Raw genomic sequence first — 14,949 nt, 5'->3', positions numbered from 1 at the left:
AGAAAGGACACCAGATGAGTTCCATCTTGGTCACTGGCGGCACCGGGACACTCGGCCGGCCCACCGTCGGGCGGCTTCGTGCGGCCGGACACCAGGTCCGGATTTTCAGCCGGAAGCCCGGGCCAGATCGCTTCGTCGGAGATCTGACGACCTGCGCGGGTCTGGCTGCCGCGGTCGAGGGCATCGACGTGATCGTGAACCTTGCCACCAGCCTCGGCCGCCGGGACGAGCGGCAGGCACGCAACCTGCTCGACGCCGCCCGAGTTGCCGGTACGGGGCACGTCGTACAGATGTCGATCGTCGCCGTCGACCGGATCCCGATGCCGTACTACCGGACCAAGCTCGCCGTCGAGCGGCTCGTCGAGGAGTCCGGCGTACCGTTCACGATCTTGCGGGCGACCCAGTTCCACGACCTGATCGACCAGATCTTCCGCGCGCAGCGGTTCCTCCCCGTGCTGCTCGCGCCCGCTGTCACCCTCCAGCCGATCGCCGTCGAGGACGTTGCCGGTCGGCTGGTCGAGCTGGTCACGGCAGCACCCGCCAACGGGCGTGTCGCCGACATCGGCGGTCCTGAACGCCGCCGGGTCCCCGACCTGGCCCGGCTGTGGAAGCGAGCCAGGAGTTCTCACCGGCCGACCGTTCCACTGCGGATCCCGGGAAAGACCTTTCGCGCCTACGCCACCGCCGGACCTCTGGTCGACGGGACACCGTACGGTCGGGTCACGTTCGCGGAGTACCTCGCATGAGGGGCTATGTGCGGTCGGTGCTGGTGGTGTTCGGGGCGTACCAACTCGTCCTCGGTCTGTGGTTACTGTTCTTCCCGTTCTCGTTCTACGACGACGTGCCGACGGTGGACTGGACGCCGCCGTACAGCGAGCACCTGTTCCGCGACTTCGGCGGCGCGACGCTCGGCCTGGCGGTGATCTTCATCGCGGCCGCGGTGCGATTCGACCGAGTGCTCAGCGTGGTCGCGCTGGTGGCGTATCTCGTCGGCGCGGTGCCACACCTGGTCTTCCACCTCGGTCACCTCGAGGGTGAGTCGCCAGGGTGGTCGATCGCGCTCGGCGTGGTGCTGGCCCTGAGCGTGCTGGTTCCGGCCGCGGCGCTGGCGATGGTTCGCAAAGTGACTTGACGACTGTGACAGTAGAACTGTCACAATAGCGCTCATGGGTCCACTGCAGGGCGTCAAGGTGGTCGAGCTGGCCGGGATCGGACCGGCGCCGTTCGCGTGCATGATGCTGGCCGAGCTCGGCGCTGACGTTCTCCGCATCGACCGGCCCGGCGGTGGACTGGCGTTCGGCCCGCCGGAGTACGAGCTGGTGAACCGCGGTCGCCGCAACGTGGCCCTGGACCTGAAGAACCCGACCGCGATCGACATCGTACGACGCTTGGCCGCGCAGGCCGACGTACTCGTCGAGGGCTTCCGGCCGGGCGTCGCCGAGCGCCTCGGCGTCGGTCCGGAGGACTGTCACGCGATCAATCCCAGGCTGGTCTACGGGCGGATGACCGGCTGGGGTCAGGACGGTCCACTCGCGCAGACCGCCGGCCACGACATCGACTACCTCGCGGTCTCGGGCGCCCTGCATCTGATCGGTCGCGCGGGTGGACCGCCGCAGGTGCCGGCCAACCTGCTCGGTGACTTCGCCGGCGGCGCGCTCTACCTGGTGGTCGGCTTACTCGCCGCGTTGCACGAAGCTCAGCGCAGCGGCCGGGGTCAGGTGGTCGACGCTGCGATCGTCGACGGTTCCGCGCATCTGACCACGATGCTGCTCGGTGCGCTGGCCGCCGGGAACTGGCGGCAGGACCGCGGGACGAACCTGCTCGACACCGGCGCCCCGTTCTACGACGTGTACGAGACGGCGGACGGCAAACACGTCGCCGTCGGCGCGATCGAGCCGCAGTTCTACGACGAACTGATCGCGACACTCGGGATCAGCGCACCGGATCGCAACGACCCGGCGAACTGGCCAGAGCTGCGCAAGGTGCTGACCGAGACCTTCCTGCAACGCACCCAGGACGAGTGGGCGCAGGTCTTCGACGGCACCGACGCGTGCGTGGCGCCGGTGTTGCCACTCGCCGCCGACCACCCGCATCTTGTTGCCCGAGGCACCTTCATGGACCACGACGGAATCCGCCAGGCCGCCCCGGCACCACGTTTCTCCGGTACGCCGACCAGCCTCGGGCGACCGCCCGCGCGGCCCGGACAGCACACCCGCGACGCACTGGCCGAGTGGGGCATCACCGACATCGACGAGCTGCTGGAGACCGGCGCCGCCGTTCAGGACTGAGAGGAACCGCCCGATGGAACGTCAGCTCTTCGACGCCGATCATGATGCCTTCCGGGAGACCGTGCGAGCGTTCTGCGACAAGGAGATCGTGCCGCAGCACGACGGCTGGGAGGAGGCCGGCATCGTCCCGCGCGAGCTATGGTCCGCGGCCGGCCAGGCAGGCCTGCTCGGCTTCATGATGCCGGAGGAGTACGGCGGTGGAGGTGTGCGGGACTACCGGTTCAACACTGTGCTGATCGAGGAACTGACCCGGGCACGCGCGAGTGGTGTCGGCTTCACGATTCACACCGACATCAATTCGGCGTACCTGCTGGACTATGCCACCGAGGAGCAGAAGGCGCGGTGGCTGCCGAAGTTCTGTTCCGGGGAGACGATCACCGCGATCGCGATGACCGAGCCGGGCGCCGGCAGCGACCTGCAGGGCATCCAGACCACGGCGCGCCGCGACGGCGATCACTACGTGCTGAACGGCCAGAAGACGTTCATCTCGAACGGCATCCTGGCCGACCTCGTCATCGTGGTGGCCAAGACCGACCCGGCAGCAGGGGCGCAGGGTGTCTCGCTGCTGGTGGTCGAGCGCGGCATGCCCGGGTTCGAGCGCGGCCGCAATCTGGACAAGATCGGGCTGAAGGCGCAGGACACCGCGGAGCTGTTCTTCGACCAGGTCCGGGTCCCGGCGGAGAACCTGCTCGGCGAGGAGGGCAAGGGCTTCGTCTACCTGATGGAGAAGCTGCCGCAGGAACGGCTGACCATCGCCGTCGTCGCGGCGGCCGCCTGCGAGAACCTGCTCGACGACACGCTGCGCTACGTGAAGGAGCGCAAGGCGTTCGGCCGGCCGATCGGCTCGTTCCAGAACAGCCGCTTCGTGCTCGCCGAGATCGCTACGGAGACGCAGATCGCCCGGGTGTTCGTGGATCGCTGTGTCCAGGAGCTGAACGCCGGCACTCTCACCGTGGCCGAGGCCGCGATGGCCAAGTGGTGGACCACCGAGCTGCAGAAGAAGGTCGTCGACCGCTGTCTGCAACTGCACGGCGGCTACGGCTTCATGACCGAGTACCCGATCGCCAAGGCCTACCTGGACACGCGGATCCAGACGATCTACGGCGGCACCACCGAGATCATGAAAGAGATCGTGGGCCGCAGCCTGGGCGTCTAGCGCGGGATCTACGGCTCGGGTTGCTCCAGCTCGAACCGCTGGGACAGCTCGTAGCGCAGCCTGCTCCGGTAGATCGCCAGCCTCAGGTCGATGACTCTGGCTGTGCCTGCCGTGTGCGGCCGCTGGGCATGGAGGTCGTCGACCACGGTCAGCGCGGCCGCCAGTTCCTCATGTTGCCATACGTCCAAAGGCTCGGAACGCGCGAGGCGATCGAGATAGTCGGCCCCGTGATCTGCATTGGCCACCGGTCCTCCCAGGCAGGGTAAAGGGCCGGGGTCTGGGGCCGCGTGTGACGAATCTCGTCTTCAGACTACGCCTGAGGCTATGGATTGGGCAGCTTGAGGTATGTCAGGCCGCGGAGATCCACATAGACATCGGACGGGGTGGTCACGACGCGCAGTAGCACGCCGTCGCAGCCGGCACAGCGAGCGACCAGGCCGGGCGCGTTCACATAGACGTGCGACTCCGCGAACACGCCGGTCTGTCCGCACCCGTTGCACTGGGTGATCGCGGCGGTCACATCCCTCGCGAAGACTTCGCTCAGCGCTCCGGCGGCGGCATTGCCGTCCAAATAGGTGGCATCTGTGGTCATCGGGGGCCTCCAGTCGGTCCGAAACGCTCGGTTCTGACGCGGGCCGGGTCGTGACCGGCGGCGACCAGCAGGTCCGCCGCCGCCTCCACGAACGGCGTCGGCCCACACACGTACGTCGTCGGCCCGTCCGCCGGCGTGAACGCGAGCCGCTCGATCAGGTCGGCGTCGATACGCCCCACGCGCGGTTCTCCGGCCGGCGCCTCCCGCGTGTAGACGAGTCGTACGTCGACGTCGTCCGACGCGGCCAATTCCTTCAGGTCGTCCACGTAGATCACCGAAGCCGGCCGTCGTACCGAGTAGAGCAGGCGCACCGGCGTCGTACTGCCCGCGGCCGCATGGGCACGCAGCATCGCGCGCAGCGGCACGATCCCCGATCCGCCGCCGATGAGCTGGACCGGTCCTTCCTGCTCCGGCTTCCAGACGAACCACCCGCCGACCGGACCGCGGATCTCCAGTGGATCGCCCACTTTCAGCACATCGACCAGGTACGGCGAGACCTCACCCTCGGGCACCTGCTCGACGGTGAGCTCGATCGTGCCACCGGTCCACGCCGAGGCGACCGAGTACGACCGGGAGGCGCGATACCCGTCGGGCGCGGTCAGGCGGACGTCCAGGTGCTGCCCGGCGAGGTGCCCCGGCCAGTCCGGTACGTCGAGCACCAGTGTGCGGGCGGTAGCCGTCTCCCGCCGTACGTCGGTGACGGTGCCGACCTGCCAGGTCAGTCGCCGGCGTAGCGCTGTTCTTTCCATGGGTCTCCGTACTCGTGGTAACCAGCGGTCTCCCAGAAGCCGAGGTCCTGGGTGTCGGACAGCACCAGGCCGCGGACCCACTTCGCGCTCTTCCAGAAGTACAGGTGCGGCACCAGCAGACGGGCCGGGCCGCCGTGCTCAGGGTGGATCGGCTCGCCGTCGTACTCGTAGGCGATCCAGGCCCGACCGTCGAGCAGGTCGTCCATCGGCACGTTGGTCGTGTACCCGCCGTAGCTGTGCACGAGTGCGTAGTCGGCGCTGGTCTCCACATCTGCGAGCAGTGTGTCGAGCGAGACGCCCTTCCAGCTCGTCTCCAGCTTCGACCACCGGGTGACGCAGTGGATGTCCTTGGTGATCTCGTCGGCCGGCAGTGCCAGCAACCCGGCCCAGTCCCACTTGGTCGCCTCACCTGTCTCGGTGGTGACGGTGAACTCCCAGTGCTCCGTGCGGATCTGTGGGGTCGGGCCGGCGGACAGCACCGGGAAGTCCCGCGTCAGGTACTGCCCGGGCGGAAGCTCCGATCCACTCCGCCGGCGGCCGGTGAATCCCGGCGACACAATCCCCATCGCGACCTCCCCTAGTTCTCTGAAGGCAGTCAACCACGCTGCGGCCTAGACTGTCAGGCAAGGTGCTGCCCCGGACCCCGGCAGCTTTGCGCGGGCTGAGTGGGATGGAGCATCGATGAGCGAATGGATCGGTCTGCGCTCTGTTGTCGCCGACAAGACGGCTACACCGAAACGAGCGAAAGAGCCGGAGCCGGAACGGGTCCCGGACTCGGAACCGAGCGTGTCGCCAACGGACGGCGAGCCGAACGACGAGTAAGGCCGCTAGGGTGAAGGATCCGTCCGGCGGCGGCATGAGTCTGGATGGAGCGGGTGGAACAGAACCGCGGTGCCAGAGTGTGGGAGGCGATCGACGCCGCCGCGAGAATCGACGGCGCATTGCCTTCCTTGCGCTACGCCGTACTGGCCTGCGCCGAGGCCTTGTCGGCCCTGGGCGCCGGGCTGTCCATGTCGCCAGATGCCGGACCCTACGAACCTCTGCTGGCCACCATGCCCGACGTCGGTGAGTTGGAGGAGTTGCAGTTCACCCTCGGCCAAGGCCCCAGTGCTGACGCGATCGCGAGCGGCGCGCCGGTCCTGGCGGCTGATCTGTCCGGGTTCGATGCGGTCAATCGGTGGCCGGCGTTCGCGCCGGCCGCGGCCCGCCACGGCGTGCGTGCCATCTTCGCGTTCCCGATCGGTGCGGGCGCCGCCAGGATCGGCGCCCTGAGTGTCTACCGGCGGCAGCCCGGACCCCTCGGCGGCGATGAGATTCTGGACGCCTTGGTGTACGCCGACGCGGTTTTCGTCCTTGCGCTCGACGATCGTCATGGACTGAGCGCAGACTTGGATCAGGTGATCGATGCGGCGTTCACCGCGCGCCGTGCGGAGGTGCACCAGGCTGCTGGATTCGTGGCGGCCCAGCAGCGCATCAGCGTCACCGATGCGCTGGCTCTTCTGCGTGCCCACGCGTTCAGCAGCGGCAGGCCGTTGCACCTGGTCGCCACCGATGTCATGGCCCGCCGCCTGTACCTGAACGGCGACCGGCACGGCGTCTCCGCCGACGGGAGCGGCGATCGGCCGGAAACGGACCCGGACCCGCCGGACGCCCGCAATCCGGACAAGCAGGAATCGGAGCAAGCTGAGAATGAAGAGGAGGATGAGAGATGAGCGTGTCTGACCGCAGGGCGAGAGAAGTGTTCATCGAGCTGGCCGACACCCTCGTCGACGATTTCGACATCATCGACTTCCTGGATCGGCTCGCCACGCGGTGCAGCGAGCTGCTGGGGGTGTCTGCGTGCGGCATTCTGCTCGTCGACCACCACGGTGCGCTGAACCTGGTGGCGGCCTCCACCGAGCAGGCGCGGTTGGTGGAGCTGACCCAGTTGCAGAACTCCGAGGGGCCGTGCTTGGAAGCGTTCACCACGGGGCGACCCGTGCAGTGCGGCGACATGCGCGAGGCCGCCGACAGATGGCCGCGTTTCAGCGCTGCCGCTCTCGCCGGCGGCTATCTGGCTGTGCACGCGTTGCCGATGCGGCTGCGCGGTACCGTCCTCGGAGCGGTCAACCTGTTCAGCGCTACCGCCGGACCGGTCGACGACGACACGCTCGCGCTCGGGCAGGCACTGGCCGACGCCGCGAGCATCGGCATCATCCACCAGCGCGCGCTGGCCCGCCAGGAGATCGTCACCGAGCAACTCCAGTCGGCGCTCAACAGTCGTATCCTGATCGAGCAGGCCAAGGGGTTCCTCACCCACAGCCTTTCGGTCGGCGTCGACGAGGCGTTCGCCATCATGCGGTCCTATGCGCGGACCCACAATCGCCGCCTCACCGATGTCGCCAACGACGTCGTCGAGGGCCGGGTGAGAATCGTCGAACCGGCGCAAGAGTCACCGTCCGCCTAGGACTCTCACAGCAGCGGCCGGGGAGCCGAGCTCCGCCGGCCGTCAGCGGCGCTTGCTCTGGGTCCGGCGGATCGTGTCGCGCTGGGTCTCGCCGACGGCTCGCTCGTAGGCCAGCACCAGGCCCTGGATGGTCACCGGCTTGAACCGCTCGACCAGCTGCTGGATGTGCTCCGGCGGGCCGCCCGAATCCCGGTAGTGCGGCCACACCTTGGTCCGGAACACCTCGGTGAGCTCCTCCGCGATCGCGCGGCCGTGCTCGGTGAAGATCCGGCCGGCGGCGAGTACGGCGTCGACCGGCAGGTCCAGATCGAGGAGCTCGACGCCCAGACTGAGGTGCGCGGTGGCGACCTGGAACACGTCCTCGTCCGGCGTCGGCTCGACCACACCGAGCGCGACCAGCATCTCGATGTCGTCGTCGGTGAGCTCGCGACCGGTACGTCGTACCAACGCGGTGCGATCCAGGGTCTCCGGGAGGTCGCGCATCCACGGGGTCAGCAGGGTCCGGTGCAGGGCGATGTCCTGCGGCGTTGCGTTCGGCGGGATGCGATCCAGATAGCCCTCGATCGCGGACAGGGTGAAGCCGTGGGCCTGCAGCTCGCGGACCAGATCGAGCCGGGCGATGTGTTCCGGGCCGTAGTAGCCGACCCGGCCGCGCCGGATGGGTGGCGGGATCAGGCCGCGGCCGGCGTAGAAGCGGAGCGTCCGCACCGTCATCCCGACCCGGGTTGAGAGTTCGTCCACCGTCAGTGTCGCCTCGTCCACGGTTCCCCCCGCGCTGGTTTCCGGCATGGCGGAGATCATAACGAGGCCCCCTTGACCACCGTGACACCAGAACTGTCACAATCGAGGAGAGTCTTCGACCGACGGGATCATGATGACCAGTGAAGCCTTCCTGTACGACGCGATCCGCACCCCACGCGGCAAGGGCAAACCGACGGGTGCCCTGTACGAGGTCAAGCCGATCCAGCTGATCACCGGCCTCCTGCACGAACTGCGGAACCGGCACCCCGAGCTGGACCCGGCCACGATCGACGACGTCGTCCTCGGTGTCGTCACGCCGATCGGCGACCAGGGCATGGACATCGCCCGGACCGCGGTGCTGGCGGCGGGCTACCCGGAGACGACCGGCGGCGTGCAGCTCAACCGGTTCTGCGCGTCCGGCCTCGAGGCGGTCAACCAGGCAGCGCAGCGGGTCCGGTCGGGGTGGGAGGACTTCATCCTCGCCGGCGGCGTCGAGTCGATGTCCCGGGTGCCGATGGCCTCGGACGGCGGCGCGTGGGCGATGGACCCGGAGACGGCCCTGGCGACGAACTTCATCCCGCAGGGCATCAGCGCGGACCTGATCGCGACTCTCGACGGCTTCTCCCGCACCGACGTCGACGCGTACGCCGCCGAGTCGCACGCCCGAGCCGCCAAGGCCTGGGCGAACGGCTACTTCGGCCGTTCGATCATCCCGGTGCAGGACCGCAACGGGTTGCAGATCCTGGACCACGATCAACTCGTCAGGCCGGGTACGACGGTCGAGACGCTGGCCGGACTGCCCTTGTCGTTCGCGGCGATCGGGGAGCACGGCGGCTTCGACGCGGTCGCGCTGGAGAAGTACGTGACCGTCGAGCGGATCAACCACGTGCACCACGCCGGCAACTCGTCCGGCATCGTCGACGGTGCCGCCCTGGTTGCTGTTGGCAACGAGAAGGCCGGGGAGGCGCTCGGGCAGGCACCTCGCGGCCGGGTCGTCGCCACCGGCGTCAGTGGCGCCGACCCGACCATCATGCTGACCGGACCGGCACCGGCCGCGCGCAAGGCGCTGGCCAAGGCCGGCCTCGAGGTGAGCGACATCGACCTGTTCGAGATGAACGAGGCGTTCGCCGCCGCGGTCATGCATTTCATGAAGGACCTCGGCGTACCGCACGAGAAGGTGAACGTGAACGGCGGTGCGATCGCGCTCGGTCACCCGCTCGGCGCCACCGGAGCCATGCTGATCGGAACCCTGCTGGACGAACTGGAGCGGCGCGAACTCCGGTACGGACTGGCCACCCTGTGCGTCGGCGGCGGGATGGGCGTCGCGACGATCATCGAGAGGCTTGCGGCATGATCTCCTGGCAGAACGTCGACGGTGTCGTCACCCTGACGATGGACGACCCGGACGCGTCGGCGAACACCATGAACGAGGCGTATCTGACCGCGATGGGGGACACCATCTCCCGACTCCGGTCGGAGTCAGGCCTCAGAGGTGTCGTGATCACCAGCGCCAAATCCACCTTCTTCGCCGGCGGCAACCTGCAGATGTTGTCGCAGATCCAGCCCAGCGATGCGGCCGAGGTCTTCGACACGGTGGAAGAGGTGAAGCGGCAACTCCGTGCACTGGAGACTCTGGGTGTCCCGGTCGTTGCCGCGATCAACGGATCCGCGCTCGGTGGCGGTCTCGAGATCGCGCTCGCCTGTCACCACCGGATCGTTGCGGACGACAATCGGATCGAGATCGGCGTCCCTGAGGTGACGCTCGGCCTGCTGCCCGGCGGTGGCGGCGTGACCCGGACGGTCCGGATGCTCGGCCTGCAGGACGCACTGATGAAAGTCCTGTTGCAGGGGCAACGGATGAAGCCCGCCCATGCCAAGTCGGTCGGCATCGTGGACGACGTCGTTCCTGCCGCGGAGTTGCTTGACGCCGCCCACCGGTGGATCGATGGGTACGACGGTGACGCCAAGCAGCCGTGGGATCGTGACGGCTACAAGATCCCCGGCGGTACGCCGTCGTCCCCGAAGCTGGCCGCGTTCCTGCCGGCCTTCCCGGCGAACCTGCGCAAGCAACTGAAGGGCGCGCCCTACCCGGCGCCGCGGGCGATCATGAGCGCGGCCGTCGAGGGCAGCCAGGTCGACTTCGCCACCGCTTCGCGGATCGAGTCGCGGTACTTCGTGTCGCTGGCGACCGGGCAGATCGCGAAGAACATGATCCAGGCGTTCTTCTTCGACCTGCAGGCGATCAACGCCGGCGCGTCGCGGCCGGACGGCGTACCGAAGTACTCCGCGCGCAAGGTCGGCGTGCTCGGCGCGGGCATGATGGGCGCCGGGATCGCGTACGTTTGCGCGAAGGCCGGTATCGAGGTCGTGCTCAAGGACGTGTCGCTGGAGGCGGCCGGCAAGGGCAAGGCGTACTCCGAGAAGCTGCTGGCCAAGCAGGTGCAGAAGGGACGGATGACGGCGGGGGAGGTGGAGGAGTTCCTCAGTCGGATCACCCCGACCGCGGACCCGAACGACCTGGCCGGCTGCGATCTGGTGATCGAGGCAGTGTTCGAGAGCGAGGAGCTCAAGCAGAAGGTGTTCGCCGAGATCGCCGGCGTGGTCGAGCCGGACGCACTGCTCTGCTCGAACACCTCGACGCTGCCGATCACCTCACTGGCCGACGGCATCGACCGGCCGGACGACTTCCTCGGCATGCACTTCTTCTCACCGGTCGACCGGATGCCGCTGGTCGAGCTGATCGTCGGGCAGAAGACCTCCGACCGAACCATCGCCAAGGCGTACGACGTGGTCCGGCAGATCAAGAAGACGCCGATCGTGGTCAACGACAGCCGGGGTTTCTTCACCTCGCGCGTGTTCGGCACGCTGGTGATGGAGGGCGCGGCGATGGTCGCCGAGGGCATCGACCCGGTGACGATCGAACGGGCCGCGACCCAGATCGGCTTCCCGGCGCCGCCGCTGGCGATGCTGGACGAGGTCACGCTGACCTTGCCGCAGAAGATCCGGGACGCGGCCAGGGCGGCCGGCGACAGCGCCGGCGCGTTCGACGAGCATCCGGGGATGGCGGTCGCGGACCGGCTCGTGAACGAGTTCGACCGGCGCGGGAAGGCTGCGGGTGCCGGCTTCTACGACTACCCGGCGGATGGTCCCAAGACCCTGTGGCCCGGGCTGTGGGAGCACTTCGCGCAACGGAACGGCGTACCGCTGATCGATCTGCAGGAGCGGATGACGTTCGCGATGGCGCTGGAGACGGTCAAGTGCCTGGACGAAGGAGTACTACGCTCCGTTGCCGACGCCAACATCGGATCGATCTTCGGCATCGGTTTTCCACCGCTGTACGGCGGTGCGCTGCAGTACATCAACGGCTACGGGCTGCCCGCGTTCGTCGAGCGTGCGCAGGCGTTGGCGTCGTCGTACGGCACCCGGTTCGAGCCGCCGGAACTCCTGGTGCGTAAGGCTTCGGCGGGGGAGACGTTCCGCTGATCACGGTCTGATACCACCCCCGCAACAGTCCACAGATTCGAACAAAGAAGAGCGCGCCCGGTCTTGCGCCGGGCGCGCTTTTGAGCGATGGTGCTACACACTTCTCCAACGATTCACCTGGGAGCGTCGGAGCGGAATCCACCAGCGGGCTGGGTACCGTGCCGAAAAGACCTGTGTCGAAGGCTGTTGGAATGTTGGATCTAGTTGTAGCGTGTGCGAAATCGGAGATGCTTAACGCCGTTAAGTAACTCGGAACCGCCGGCGTCGTACCCCCTGCGGCGCTGTTCCTCGGGAAGGTGGAATTCATGCCTGCTCATGTTCCGAACGCCGGTCTGACCCGGCGGGATCTGCTCAAGCGGACCGGCGGCCTGGCCGCGCTCGCCGCGTTCACCGCGGCCTGCGGCGGTAATACCGGCCGGCCCTCGAGCGGTGGCGACGGCGGCGGTGGCGCCAAGGCGACCTTGTCGCAGTGGTACCACCAGTACGGCGAGACCGGCACCCAGCAAGCCGCGACGAAGTACGCCAAGGCCTACACCGACGCGAACGTCACGGTCGCGTGGACCCCCGGTGACTACGCCGCCAAGCTGTCGTCCGGCCTGCTGTCGAGCAAGGGCCCGGACGTCTTCGAGAGTCAGCTCAACATCGGCATGGTGAAGAGCAACCAGGTGGTCGCGCTGGACGACATCATGGCTGACGTCAAGGACGACTTCCAGCCGGGTGACCTGGCCACCAACACCGTCGACGGCAAGATCTACGGGATCCGGATGATCGTCGACCCGCAGGTCATCTACTACCGCAAGTCCCTGCTGGACAAGGCCGGGATCAAGCCGCCGGAGACGATCGACGACCTGATCGCCGCGGCCAAGGAACTCACCACGGACAAGGTGAAGGGCATCTTCGTCGGCAACGACGGCGGCCTCGCACTCGGCGGACCGGCGCTGTGGTCGTCCGGAGGCAGCTACCTGACCGACGACAACAAGCCGGGCTTCACCGACGCCCGTGCGGCGCAGGCGTTCGGCAAGCTGCACGAGCTGTACGCGAGCAAGAGCGTGCTCCTCGGCTCGCCGACCGACTGGACCGACCCGGGCGCGATCAACCAGGGTCTGGCGGCGATGCAGTGGATCGGTATGTGGGCCGTGCCGGGCATGCAGAAGGCGCTCGGCGACGACCTCGGCGTGTTCCCGTTCCCCGCGCTGGACGCGCAGGGCAAGCCGGCCGTGTACTCCGGCGGCTGGACGCAGTTCGTCTCGTCCAAGAGCGCGAACGTCGACGCGGCGAAGAAGTTCGTGAAGTGGCTGTGGATCGACAAGGAGGACTTCCAGGAGGACTGGTCGCTGAACTACGGCTTCCACATCCCGCCGCGCAAGAGCCTTGCGGCCAAGGCGGCGAAGCTGCAGAGCGGCGTGGCGGCCGAGACGGTCAAGCTCACCGCTGACTACGGCCACACCGACAACCCGGCCTGGACTCCCAAGATGGGTACGGCGTTCGGCGACATGCTCACCAACGTGATCAAGAAGGGAGCCGACCCCGCCGCCGAGATCGCCAAAGCCGAGAAGACCGTCAACGACGAGTTGACCCGGTTGTTCGGGTGAGCCGCACCGCACCGGCAGACACGAAGCCGGCCGCGTCCTCCGCCACCACTGGTGAGCGGCGGGGGACGCGACGCCGGCGGGGGATCGCCGGCACCACGATGTCGTTCTGGCTCTTCGTCGGACCGTTCGTCGTCGGGCTGCTGATCTTCTCCTACCTGCCGATCATCTGGAGCCTGGTCCTCAGCTTCTTCGAGGCCTACAACACGGTCACGCCGTCGAAGTTCGTCGGGCTGCAGAACTACGTCGACATGCTCACCGACCACAACTTCCTGTCCAGCCTGGGCACGTTCACGATCTTCGCGGTGTTCATCGTGCCGCTGACGTTCGTGCTGTCGCTGGCGCTGGCGTTGCTGGTCAACCAGGTCAAGATCGCGCGGGCGTTCTTCCGGTCCGTGTTCTTCCTGCCGACCGCGTGCTCGTACGTCGTCGCGTCGCTGATCTGGCGGCTGTCGATCTTCAACGGTGTCCGGTTCGGCCTGGCCAACACGGTCCTCGGCTGGTTCGGCATCGACGGGATCGCCTGGCTGTCGACGGTCGATCCGCCGTGGTACTGGATCCCGATCGTCACCGTCCGGCTGTGGCTGCAACTCGGGTTCTACATGATCCTGTTCATCGCGGGTCTGCAGCGGATCTCGCCGACGCTCTACGAGGCGGCGTACGTCGACGGTGCCAAACCCGGCTGGCAGGTGTTCCGCTACATCACGCTGCCGCAGTTGCGGGCCACGTCGGTCGCCGTACTGATCCTGAACCTGATCGCGGCGTACCAGGCGTTCGACGAGTTCTACAACCTGATCGGCAACGTGAACTACGCGCGGCCGCCACTGGTCTACCTGTACGGCATCTCGCTCGGGTCGATCCAGGACCTCGGGCACGGCTCCGCGGGTGCGCTCATCCTGGCCGTGATCATCATGATCGTGACGCTGCTGCAGGGCCGGATCTTCGGCTTCGGAAAGGCGGGTGACTGATGTCGGCCACCGAACGTACGACGGGAACCCCACAGCCGATCGGCTTCAGCCGCAGCCCGCTCGGCATGGTCGGGATGGTGGGACGCTGGATCGCGCTGTTCGTCGCGGTGGTGCTGTTCCTGCTGCCGTTCTACCTGATCCTGCGCAACGCGCTGTCCACCGAGGCGGACATCACCGCGCCGGACTGGACGCTGTTCCCGAAGGATCTGCAGTGGAGCAACATCAGCGAACTGTTCAACGACACCCAGGTGCCGATGGCGCGGGCGATGTACAACTCCGCGGTGGTCGGCGTCCTCGGCACCGCCGGACAGTTGCTGCTGGCATCGATGGCGGGGTACGGCCTGGCCCGGATCCCGTACCGGCACGCGGACAAGATCTTCTACGCGATCGTGGCCACACTGATGATCCCGGCCGCGGTCACCTTCATCCCGAGCTTCATCGTGGTCTCGTCGCTCGGCTGGGTCAGCACGCTGCGCGGGCTGATCATCCCGACGCTGTTCAGTGGGTTCGCGGCGTTCCTGTTCCGGCAGTACTTCCTGGGCTTCCCCAAGGAACTGGAGGAGGCGGCCCGGGTGGACGGTGCCGGGTACTTCGGTGTGTTCTGGCGCATCGTGGTCCCGAACTCGCTGCCGTTCTTCGCCGCGCTGGCCGCGATCACGTTCATCGCCAACTGGAACTCGTTCCTCTGGCCGTTGGTGATCGGGCAGGACTCGTCGTCGTGGACCGTCCAGGTCGCGATGTCGACGTTCGTGACCGCGCAAACCATCAACATCCACGAGCTGTTCATGGCTGTGGCGGTCTCGATCCTGCCGCTGGTCCTGATCTTCGCCTTCCTCCAGCGCTACCTCATCCAAGGAGTAACCCAATCCGGCATCAAGGATTAAGGACTACAACTTCTTGAACCTTGAAGAAGTTGGCAAGGCCCCGGCGGGGAGTC

Annotated in this window: 16 protein-coding genes; 11 read left to right on the top strand and 5 right to left on the bottom strand. The window is 67.4% G+C overall.

Annotated elements, in window-relative coordinates:
* Window positions 1–14: 14 nt before the first annotated feature.
* The 4 genes from OG817_RS17555 to OG817_RS17540 are packed head-to-tail and all read left to right on the top strand — an operon-like array spanning window position 15 to window position 3,444.
* On the top strand, window positions 15–746 hold the full coding sequence (locus OG817_RS17555; RefSeq protein ID WP_406055948.1) for an SDR family oxidoreductase: 732 nt from the start codon (window positions 15–17) through the stop codon (window positions 744–746).
* Entirely contained in the window at window positions 743–1,132 is a 390-nt protein-coding gene (locus OG817_RS17550) for a hypothetical protein (RefSeq protein WP_360439459.1), read from the top strand. Before OG817_RS17555 ends, OG817_RS17550 begins: the two co-directional genes overlap by 4 nt.
* A 34-nt stretch (window positions 1,133–1,166) precedes the next feature.
* Window positions 1,167–2,288 carry a CaiB/BaiF CoA transferase family protein gene (locus OG817_RS17545; protein WP_406055946.1) on the top strand — a complete coding sequence of 374 codons (1,122 nt, stop codon included), beginning with the start codon at window positions 1,167–1,169 and terminating at the stop codon, window positions 2,286–2,288.
* A 13-nt stretch (window positions 2,289–2,301) separates the two neighbouring features.
* Window positions 2,302–3,444, top strand: coding sequence for an acyl-CoA dehydrogenase family protein (locus OG817_RS17540; protein ID WP_406055944.1), 1,143 nt, complete (start codon window positions 2,302–2,304; stop codon window positions 3,442–3,444).
* A gap of 8 nt (window positions 3,445–3,452) precedes the next feature.
* Here OG817_RS17540 and OG817_RS17535 read toward each other — a convergent pair whose 3' ends face one another.
* The 4 genes from OG817_RS17535 to OG817_RS17520 all read right to left on the bottom strand — a co-directional run bounded on the left by OG817_RS17535 (window position 3,453) and on the right by OG817_RS17520 (window position 5,351).
* Window positions 3,453–3,689: a hypothetical protein gene (locus tag OG817_RS17535; protein WP_396389974.1), complete on the bottom strand. Its 237-nt coding sequence runs from the start codon at window positions 3,687–3,689 to the stop codon at window positions 3,453–3,455.
* Between the two features lie 77 nt (window positions 3,690–3,766).
* Window positions 3,767–4,036, bottom strand: a complete 270-nt coding sequence (locus OG817_RS17530) for a DUF6510 family protein (protein ID WP_406055942.1) — start codon at window positions 4,034–4,036, stop codon at window positions 3,767–3,769.
* Window positions 4,033–4,785 (bottom strand): ferredoxin reductase, encoded by a 753-nt coding sequence (locus OG817_RS17525; protein ID WP_406055940.1) that lies wholly within the window; start codon window positions 4,783–4,785, stop codon window positions 4,033–4,035. The genes OG817_RS17530 and OG817_RS17525 overlap by 4 nt, the downstream gene beginning before the upstream one ends.
* Window positions 4,755–5,351 (bottom strand): sulfite oxidase-like oxidoreductase, encoded by a 597-nt coding sequence (locus tag OG817_RS17520; protein ID WP_406055938.1) that lies wholly within the window; start codon window positions 5,349–5,351, stop codon window positions 4,755–4,757. The genes OG817_RS17525 and OG817_RS17520 overlap by 31 nt, the downstream gene beginning before the upstream one ends.
* 300 nt (window positions 5,352–5,651) lie before the next feature.
* Between OG817_RS17520 and OG817_RS17515 the strand changes: the two genes are divergently transcribed.
* A complete protein-coding gene (locus OG817_RS17515) occupies window positions 5,652–6,497 on the top strand; it encodes a GAF and ANTAR domain-containing protein (protein WP_406055936.1) in 846 nt (281 codons plus the stop codon).
* Window positions 6,494–7,231, top strand: a complete 738-nt coding sequence (locus OG817_RS17510; protein ID WP_406055934.1) for a GAF and ANTAR domain-containing protein — start codon at window positions 6,494–6,496, stop codon at window positions 7,229–7,231. The genes OG817_RS17515 and OG817_RS17510 overlap by 4 nt, the downstream gene beginning before the upstream one ends.
* Before the next feature lie 42 nt (window positions 7,232–7,273).
* On the opposite strand, the gene OG817_RS17505 is transcribed toward OG817_RS17510, so the two are convergent.
* Window positions 7,274–8,020 (bottom strand): MerR family transcriptional regulator, encoded by a 747-nt coding sequence (locus OG817_RS17505; RefSeq protein WP_360439429.1) that lies wholly within the window; start codon window positions 8,018–8,020, stop codon window positions 7,274–7,276.
* A gap of 85 nt (window positions 8,021–8,105) precedes the next feature.
* Here OG817_RS17505 and OG817_RS17500 point away from each other — a divergent pair, with 85 nt between their 5' ends.
* From OG817_RS17500 to OG817_RS17480, 5 genes are all read left to right on the top strand, one after another.
* Window positions 8,106–9,326: an acetyl-CoA C-acetyltransferase gene (locus OG817_RS17500; protein ID WP_406057462.1), complete on the top strand. Its 1,221-nt coding sequence runs from the start codon at window positions 8,106–8,108 to the stop codon at window positions 9,324–9,326.
* A complete protein-coding gene (locus OG817_RS17495) occupies window positions 9,323–11,455 on the top strand; it encodes a 3-hydroxyacyl-CoA dehydrogenase NAD-binding domain-containing protein (protein WP_406055931.1) in 2,133 nt (710 codons plus the stop codon). Before OG817_RS17500 ends, OG817_RS17495 begins: the two co-directional genes overlap by 4 nt.
* 305 nt (window positions 11,456–11,760) lie before the next feature.
* A complete protein-coding gene (locus OG817_RS17490) occupies window positions 11,761–13,047 on the top strand; it encodes an ABC transporter substrate-binding protein (RefSeq protein WP_396389983.1) in 1,287 nt (428 codons plus the stop codon).
* Window positions 13,044–14,012 (top strand): carbohydrate ABC transporter permease, encoded by a 969-nt coding sequence (locus OG817_RS17485; protein ID WP_396389984.1) that lies wholly within the window; start codon window positions 13,044–13,046, stop codon window positions 14,010–14,012. The genes OG817_RS17490 and OG817_RS17485 overlap by 4 nt, the downstream gene beginning before the upstream one ends.
* Window positions 14,012–14,896, top strand: coding sequence for a carbohydrate ABC transporter permease (locus OG817_RS17480; RefSeq protein ID WP_396389985.1), 885 nt, complete (start codon window positions 14,012–14,014; stop codon window positions 14,894–14,896). The genes OG817_RS17485 and OG817_RS17480 overlap by 1 nt, the downstream gene beginning before the upstream one ends.
* The last annotated feature ends 53 nt before the right edge of the window (window positions 14,897–14,949 follow it).

Source organism: Kribbella sp. NBC_00889 (assembly GCF_045207705.1).
Classification (GTDB): domain Bacteria; phylum Actinomycetota; class Actinomycetes; order Propionibacteriales; family Kribbellaceae; genus Kribbella.
The sequence above is the reverse complement of the archived record's forward strand: the minus strand, read 5'-3'. Positions and strand labels throughout refer to the sequence as shown.